This window comes from Caballeronia sp. M23-90 (assembly GCF_053574605.1).
Map to the genome: position 1 here is coordinate 1 of NZ_JBSIPA010000313.1, position 7,867 is coordinate 7,867.

Annotated in this window: 9 protein-coding genes and 1 pseudogene; 3 read left to right on the forward strand and 7 right to left on the reverse strand. The window is 59.3% G+C overall.

The features are described from left to right. A pseudogene (locus ACRXB1_RS24755) lies at positions 1–275 on the reverse strand (RND transporter); the annotation flags it as partial. A gap of 174 nt (positions 276–449) precedes the next feature. On the opposite strand from ACRXB1_RS24755, the gene ACRXB1_RS24760 reads away from it, so the two are divergent. After that, positions 450–1,388 (forward strand): LysR family transcriptional regulator, encoded by a 939-nt coding sequence (locus ACRXB1_RS24760; protein WP_449493539.1) that lies wholly within the window; start codon positions 450–452, stop codon positions 1,386–1,388. A gap of 172 nt (positions 1,389–1,560) precedes the next feature. Next, a complete protein-coding gene (locus tag ACRXB1_RS24765; protein ID WP_162916060.1) occupies positions 1,561–1,722 on the forward strand; it encodes a hypothetical protein in 162 nt (53 codons plus the stop codon). Between the two features lie 199 nt (positions 1,723–1,921). Here the strand turns inward: ACRXB1_RS24765 and ACRXB1_RS24770 are convergent, their stop codons facing one another. The 4 genes from ACRXB1_RS24770 to wrbA form a co-directional block, all read right to left on the reverse strand. Beyond that, positions 1,922–2,725 (reverse strand): metallophosphoesterase, encoded by an 804-nt coding sequence (locus ACRXB1_RS24770; RefSeq protein ID WP_449493540.1) that lies wholly within the window; start codon positions 2,723–2,725, stop codon positions 1,922–1,924. A 22-nt stretch (positions 2,726–2,747) separates the two neighbouring features. Further along, the gene (locus tag ACRXB1_RS24775) at positions 2,748–4,196 is read right to left on the reverse strand and encodes an FAD-linked oxidase C-terminal domain-containing protein (protein WP_174362696.1); all 1,449 of its coding nucleotides are present in this window, start codon (positions 4,194–4,196) and stop codon (positions 2,748–2,750) included. A 122-nt stretch (positions 4,197–4,318) separates the two neighbouring features. Beyond that, positions 4,319–4,726 carry a DUF2069 domain-containing protein gene (locus ACRXB1_RS24780; protein ID WP_449493541.1) on the reverse strand — a complete coding sequence of 136 codons (408 nt, stop codon included), beginning with the start codon at positions 4,724–4,726 and terminating at the stop codon, positions 4,319–4,321. Beyond that, on the reverse strand, positions 4,726–5,328 hold the full coding sequence (wrbA, locus tag ACRXB1_RS24785) for an NAD(P)H:quinone oxidoreductase (RefSeq protein WP_061999743.1): 603 nt from the start codon (positions 5,326–5,328) through the stop codon (positions 4,726–4,728). The genes ACRXB1_RS24780 and wrbA overlap by 1 nt, the downstream gene beginning before the upstream one ends. A 117-nt stretch (positions 5,329–5,445) precedes the next feature. On the opposite strand from wrbA, the gene ACRXB1_RS24790 reads away from it, so the two are divergent. Further along, complete coding sequence (locus ACRXB1_RS24790) at positions 5,446–6,753, forward strand: YihY family inner membrane protein (protein WP_061999742.1); 1,308 nt, start codon at positions 5,446–5,448, stop codon at positions 6,751–6,753. Positions 6,754–6,760: 7 nt separating this feature from the next. Here ACRXB1_RS24790 and ACRXB1_RS24795 read toward each other — a convergent pair whose 3' ends face one another. Both ACRXB1_RS24795 and ACRXB1_RS24800 read right to left on the reverse strand, forming a co-directional pair. Then, positions 6,761–7,081, reverse strand: coding sequence for an Mpo1-like protein (locus ACRXB1_RS24795; protein ID WP_062000905.1), 321 nt, complete (start codon positions 7,079–7,081; stop codon positions 6,761–6,763). A gap of 151 nt (positions 7,082–7,232) precedes the next feature. Beyond that, positions 7,233–7,867: alpha/beta fold hydrolase (locus ACRXB1_RS24800; RefSeq protein ID WP_449493542.1), on the reverse strand; the 635-nt coding region annotated here is incomplete at its 5' end.

Genomic DNA, 7,867 nt, shown 5'->3' on the forward strand with positions numbered 1-7,867 from the left:
TGCGCCTCGCGCACGCGCGCCGCAGCCAACGCGAGCGATGGGTTGCCGGCCTGCGCACGTTCAATCCACGCATCGAGCTGGGGATCGTTGTACGAGCGCCACCATGCGGAGGCGGGTCAACCTGCGTCGGCGTTTGTCGCGCGCAGGGTCGCGCCCGCATCGAGCGTTGACGGGGCCTTCAGGGAATCCTCGGGACCGACGTTTTTAGTGCTCGCGCAGCCTGCAATTGTTAAAATAAATGTAAGAACCATCGGAACGACGGCTGTTTTTAGCATCCGGTCTAGCAAAATTATTTCTCAAATCTGATTGAGACGCGTGTGCCGAATTGTATTTTTGCCCTGATTATGAAAAAACCGGCAAAAATGTAAAGCATCCATACGCGATCCGATCTAATCGATTTTGCCGAAAGCGCAACAATGGCGCATAACTTGAAAGAGATTCAGGGCTAAATGGATACCCTCCAGAACATGCGGGTGTTTTCGCGAGTCGTGGAAGCGGGCAGTTTCACTGCGGCAGCACATCAGTTGAATACAACGACGGCCTACGCTTCGCGCGCAGTATCCGATCTTGAAGCGCATCTGCGTACCCGTTTGCTCAATCGCACGACGCGCCGTATAGCACTCACCGAGGCGGGCGAGCGCTATCTGCAGCGCTGCGAGCAGATCCTCGCCTATGTGGATCAGGCAGAGGCCGAAGCGGGAGACGCCCACGCCAGGCCTGCCGGCAAGCTGAAAATGCATGCCATGGCGGGTATTGGCCAGCATTACATCGTGCCGATGATTTCGCGTTATCAAAGGCTGCATCCATCGGTGCAGATAGACTTGACGCTCGCCTCGCGCATTCCGGACCTGCTAGATGAAGGTTTCGATGTATCGATAGTGCTTGGCAGCGAATTGCCCGATTCGGGTCTGGTCTCGCAACGTCTCGGCAGCGTTTTCACGATTGCGTGCGCTTCGCCCGCGTATATAGAAGCGCATGGCGTGCCGCATTCGGTTGCGGATCTGAACGAGCACACGTGTCTGCAACTCGTGACGCCGGCTTTTCCGCCAACTCGATGGACTTTCGACGGCCCCAACGGACCGGAAAGCGTCAATCTCGGCCCGACACCATTCACGGTGAATGTGGCAGAAGCCATGGCGGTGGCCATCAGCGAAGGCATGGGCGTTGGTGTGCTGCCCACATCGTCCGCGTTGCCTGCGTTGCGAGCCGGAACAATCGTGCGGGTGCTGCCGGAACACACCATGCAATTGTTCAATGTATTCGCGCTTTATCCGTCGCGGCAGTATCTGGACGCGAAAATCCGCACCTGGGTGGATTTCTTGCGCAGTGAGTTGCCTGGCGCACTCGCCGCCGATGAAAAATTGCTGCAAGAATTTGTGGCGGCGTAAGCTTATGAGCAGGAGAATGGGAGTTGGCGAATGCGGATCTTTTGGCTTTACCGCGGCGCAACACTTGCTTACTTCTATTTCAGCCTCATGTTGGTAGCTTAAGGGCTGGACAAGCTGCTTCTGGCTTCATGGATTCACTTTTACCGATTTTCGACTTAGTCCGAGGAAGGTTATGAATACGCCGCTGATGTTCGCTATCTATGCACTGCTTGGTTTGATCGCCGTGCCCGCAACTCGTGAACTGCTGCGTACCGCCCGCGAAAACGCAAAGCGCGCGCGCCTCATCCCGATTCGTATCGACGAACGCAAGAACCGCCAGTCGCGCGACCGGTAACTTCGGAAGGCCGAATCTTCGGTCTTTGGGTGTTAGCAACAGCGCGATAACGAGACGTTCTTTATCAAGAAACGCCGGGTTCGCAGCGAGCCGGGATACCTGCGCTCCGGGTACGTGGGAACCGGTATTCGTTACCGTTGTTTTCTCGCTCACGGTTTCAGGCAAACGACTTTCCAGGACGCCACTCGGCGTCCGTCGATCAAATCTCGATTACCTTGTCCCACTCAAATGACGGATTCTCTGGCAAGCACGTGCGCCGGTCCCGGTAGCCACGCGGATTGCAGACAACCCTTGTTCCTTCCACGAAGTAGTCGAACGCCGTATGCGTGTGGCCATGCACCCACAGTGCAACGGGCTCGCGCACGAGCGATGGCAAGTCGCTGATAAACGAAGCCGATACCCGGTCCGTCGCATATTTCTCCGCAAGACTGTCCCTGAGCGGCGCGTGATGCGTGACAACGATCGTCTTGCCATCGAAAGGCTTGGCGAGCTCCTCTTGCAGCCATGCACGCGCTTGCTGGTGCAGCGCCAGAGAATCACTGGCGGTAAAGGAGCGCGGTTCGTCCTCGGGTTCAGGCCACGCAACCTGGATCACGCCCCTGAAGTCGACCATCACACGCTCGGCTTCCTGCATCGAGATACGCAACGCCTCATCGCTCGACCCATACAATGCGAAGTCGGTCCACAGCGTGGTGCCGAGCACGCGCCACTTTCCGTACCGGTCGATCAGCGCGCTGTTGTTCAGGAAATGCACATTCGGCAAACTGTTCGAAGCATCTTTCATCGCCGTTTCGAGCGCACCGAACTCGCCGTCGTAATACTCGTGATTGCCCGGGACATAAATCACGGGTACGTCGGGACCGAAGTTTTCGGCGGCCCAGCGCAGGCCTTCCGCGTGATTGTGAATATCGCCGGCAAGCACGACGAGATCAGACTCGGCATAGGGAATGGCGAGCGGTTCGTCATGTTCGAGGTGCAGGTCAGACAGAACGCGAATCTTCACGGCGATATTCTCCTTGGTCTCTTCACGATGCGCGCACGTCCGGCAACACCTTGGCCGGATTCATCAAATTCTCGGGGTCGAGTGCGGTCTTGATTGCACGCATCAAGCGTATTTCTACCGGGGACTTGTAGTGCATTGCCTCGGCTACCTTCAATTGACCCAGACCGTGTTCGGCGCTGATGCTGCCGTGATAGGCATTCACTTGTTCATAGACGAGCGCATTCACACTCGCCTGATGTTCGGCGAGAAAGACTTTCGGGTCGACGCCTGCCGGCGCCTGCACGTTGTAATGAAGATTGCCGTCGCCAAGATGCCCGAACGTCACCATGCGCACGCCAGGAATGGCTCGGGCAATAAGGGCGTCGGTTTGCGCGATAAAATTTCCGATGCTCGAAATCGGCACTGAGATATCGTGCTTGATATTGAGTCCTTCCTGGGCCTGCGCGAGCGGAATGTGCTCGCGCAGATTCCAGAAAGCCCTGGTCTGAGACAGATTTTCCGCGACCACCGCGTCTTGAACCAGGCCTTGCTCCATCGCGTGCTCCATCAGCCGTTCGAACAAAGCGCGGCCGTGTGCTTCGCTTTCGTTATCCGATAGTTCGAGCAGCACGGTCTGACCGTGTTTTTCGGAGAACGGATAACGCATTTGCGGAAAATGCGTGGTCACCAGATGCAGCGCGAAGTCCGACATCAATTCGAAGCCGGTCAATAACGGACCCGCATAACGCTGTGCAGTGGCGAGGAAATCGAGTGCGGCATGAGGCGACTCGAGGGCCGCCAGCGCCGTCACGCGAGCGACGGGCGCCGGATGCAATTTCATCACCGCAGCCGTAACGATGCCGAGCGTCCCTTCCGCGCCAATATAAAGATCGCGCAAGTCGTAACCGGTGTTGTCCTTGCGCAGCCCGCGCAAGCCGTTCCAGACGTCGCCTTGTGGCGTGACCACTTCCAGTCCGAGGCATAACTCGCGCGTGTTTCCATAGCGCAGCACGCCGGTGCCGCCTGCGTTCGTTGAAAGATTTCCGCCGATCGTGCAACTGCCTTCGGCCGCCAGGCTGAGCGCAAAAAGACGCTGTTCCTGTTCGGCGCGCGCCTGAATGTCGGCGAGGATTACACCGGCCTCCACGGTAATGGTGTTGTTGATCGAGTCGATGCTGCGAATACGGTTCATCCTGCGCAAGCTGATGACGACCTGCGTGCCGCTGGCGTCGGGCGTCGCTCCACCGGAATGGCCCGTATTGCCCCCTTGCGGCACGATCGGAAGACGATGTTCGCGCGCAAGCCGCACGACCCTTGCCACTTGTTCTGTGTCGCCCGGAAGAAGCACGGCACATGTTTCACCGCGGTAGCGCTTGCGCCAGTCGGTGAGATACGGCGCGGTGTCGTGCGAATCGGTGAGGACATTCGCGGCGCCGATCGCCTCGATGCAGGCTTCCACGAAGTACTTTGAACGGTCGTTGGTTGTGGTCATGAGTGTCAGTTGATTCAATAGCGTTGGCTTGCGCGGCAGGCGTTGATGCAGTATTGCCCGAACGTGGCCCTGGCGAAACCTGGCCGAATGGCATAGGGCTCCGTTACACCGGCGGATCCATGCTACAAACCATTCTGGTCGGCGGCAGCTCCGGTTCCCTGGCGCTTCGCCGCGCGGGCAGCGCGCTTGAACGGCGCGACATAAGCAAGCGCGCAGACGAAGTACACGAGCGCAAGCACGGCTTCAATCCAGCCGAGGCGCGCCGACAACCCGCCGTCTGTCATGCCGCGGACAATGCCTTCGGCGAAGTAGAGCAGGACGAGCATCGACGCCCACTGCAGCGTGTACAGATTGCGCCTGAATGTGCCTCGAAGCGCGAACGCGAGCGGGATCGCCTTGAGTGCGAGCGCCGAGCCGCCGGGGCGCAATGGCGCAAGCCACAGCTCCCACGCGAGCGACAACGCAATCAGCGCGATCAGGCTGAAAAACGCGATGCGCGCGGAAGCCCCGTTGGCAGGCGTGGCACTCATCAGGCGTTGCGCAGAAGTTTGAGCGCGGTTTGAGCGAGACGCGCCCCGAGCGCGATGGCGAGCGCCTTCTCATCGGCGGAAATGCCGATGTCAGCCGTTTCTGCGCGCGCGAAATGGGACGCGCCGTAGGGCGTGCCGCCGGTTTGCGTGGTGGTCAGCTTTGGCTCGGTGTACGGAATGCCCACGATCAGCATGCCGTGGTGAAGCAAGGGCAGCATCATGGAAAGCAGGGTGCTTTCCTGACCGCCGTGCAGGCTGCCGGTGGACGTAAAAACGCTCGCGGGTTTGCCGGCGAGCGCGCCGGAAAGCCATTGCGGCGAGGTGCCATCGAGGAAATATTTGAGCGGCGCAGCCATGTTGCCGAAGCGCGTCGGCGAGCCGAGCGCAAGTCCCGCGCATTCTTCCAGGTCGCGTACTTCGGCGTAGGGCGGACCGTCGGAGGGAATGTCCGGCTGCGTTGCTTCGCAAACGGTCGAGACGGAGGGCACGGTGCGCACGCGCGCCTGCATGCCGGGCACGCTGTCGACGCCCTGCGCAATCGCTTGGGCAAGTTCGCGGGTGGCGCCGTTGCGGCTGTAATAAAGCACGAGAATGTCGTTCATGGGCCTTTTCGGTGAACGGGTATTATAAGGACCGGGTGTGCGAAGTGCTTTTGGTGGTCGTCCGCCACTATTTGTACCGAATCGCAAACTCGTTGTAACGATTGAGGAGAGAGTTTCTTGTTGAAGTTTCCCATCGATCTCGACACGACGAAACGGCTCGCCGGATTCGTCGCGCGTCGAACGGGTGAGGATCGCGTCGCGCAGGTGGCAGGCAGCCTGACGTTTACCACCGTGCTGTCGCTCGTGCCGCTCGCCACCGTCGCGTTCGCGTTGTTCACGGCGTTTCCGATCTTCGCCTCGTTTCAGATGTCGTTGCAGGATTTTCTTGCATCGCATCTCATGCCGTCGCAGATCAACAGCCAGATCTTCAAGTACCTGAACCAGTTTGCATCGAAGGCGAAAGGGCTGACCACGGTCGGCATGATCATCTTGTTCGTCACGTCGGTGATGACCATGATGACAGTCGAGTCGGCGTTCAACGTGATCTGGCGCGTGCGCAAATCGCGGCCGCTGGCGCAACGCATCCTGGTTTATTGGGCAATCATCACGCTCGGGCCGATCCTGTTCGGCGTGAGTTTGTCCATGTCGTCCTATTTGTTTGCTCAGTCCATCGCGTTCGCCGGGTCGCATAATCTTTTGCCGCCGGGGATCGAATGGGCGCTCACGAGTGCAACCCTGCCATTTACGGTTGTGGCGTTCGCGATGCTTTACGTCTTTCTGCCGAACTGCAAGGTGGCATGGCGCGATGCACTGGTCGGCGGCCTGATCGCGGCGATTGCGTTCGAATTGACCAAGCGCGGTTTCGGTTACTACGTGCGCCGCATTCCCACTTATACGGCCGTCTACGGCGCGTTTGCGGCGTTGCCGGTGTTCCTGTTATGGGTCTATCTCTGCTGGATGATCACGTTGATTGGAGCGATGGTCACGTCGGCGTTGCCGGCTATTCGCACTGGCCAGTTTCATCGAGCGGACTTCCCGGGCAGCGATTTGCTGGATGCCCTCGAGTTGCTCGCGCGGCTCGCCGAAGCGCGCGATGCCGGCAAGCCCGGCTATACGGGGCTTGAGCTCGCAAGCATGCTGCGCTGTGACATGGATACCACCATGCGGCTTGTGCGCAAGCTCGATGACCTGGAATGGGTTGCGCGGCTCGAGAACCTGCGCGTGCCGCGTTATGTGCTGATCGCCAGTCCGCAGCAGATCACGGTGTCGAGTCTCTTCGATTTGTTCGTGATCGACCGCGAAGAACTGGACTATCAGTTGCGCCTCGATTCATCGCATATCGACGATGCAACCCTGATGAACGCGCTGAGCAACGACAAGATGGATGTCACGCTTGCCACGCTGCTTGCTGCGCGCACTGCTTCCCGGGAAGCTCGTGCGCATGAATCTGAAAACGCAGCGTCAATGCCGCGTCAGACCGCTTGACCGGCGCCTAAAGCGAAATCCTGCCAATACAGATGTCCTTGAACATCACCCAATCGCCCATCAGGCTATAAAGCGGATGGCGAAAGGTGGCAGGGCGGTTCTTCTCGAAGAAGAAATGGCCAACCCAGGCAAAGCCGTAGCCGCAAATGACCGCGGCCGGAAGCCAGAGCCAGTCATCCGTTGCGATGGCCATGGCCAGGCAACCAATCACCCCCAACGAACCAATGAAATGAAGCCGCCGCGACACCACGTTGCGGTGCTCTTCGAGATAGTACGGATAGAACTCCGCGAAGCTCGCAAAGTGATCCGAATGAGCGGTCTGGGCCATGACAATCTCCGTGTCGGGCGATGCCTGCAAAGCAGGCGAGCAAGATTCATTCTCCGGCTAACACGGCAATGGCGCAACCGGGAACGCGCGCCGTCGCGGGAATTTTCAGCACCCCACCCATTCGGCTGATAGCGCATTTCGGACGCGCTCGTTAAGCTTGGTTCATGCTGTTTTTCTTTGCAAAACCGAAGAGCGCAGCAAGGGTCGCATCAGGTTGTTCGCTCATGAGCGCGTGGCCTGCGTCCAATAAAACGGTGTCCACCGGAACGCCCGCGTGTTTCATTGCATCGACAAGTGCGCGGCTCACGCGGGGCGGTGTCATCGCGTCGCGCTTGCCCGTCACTATCTGCACCGGACACTGCAACGCTGCGGCGCGTTCAAGGCCATCCGCGTAAGCATTGCAGGCGCTGAAGTCAGTGTGAAAGAGTTGCGGCTCGCCGCGAACGGCCATGCGTTCCATCAGGCGCTGGTTCGATCCGTGCAGCCAGAAGCCCGGGCCCGGGCTCGAAGGTTTCGCGGCGATCGAGGAATGCGACCACTGGTTCACCATGTCAATGGCGTCAGGTTCGCGGTCACGGGCGGCATTGAGGAGGGCGTCGGACACGGTCATCGGAAATGCGGTGGCGAGCAGCGAAAGGCAGGTCACGCGCGATGGATGGCGCGCTGCGGTATCGAGGGCAATCAATGAGCCCATGCTGTGGCCGATCAGCATGGCGCGGCTTACCATCGCGGCGTCCAGCAGCGCGATGACCCAGTCGGCCAGCGCGGCGATGCTCGGCTTCGCCA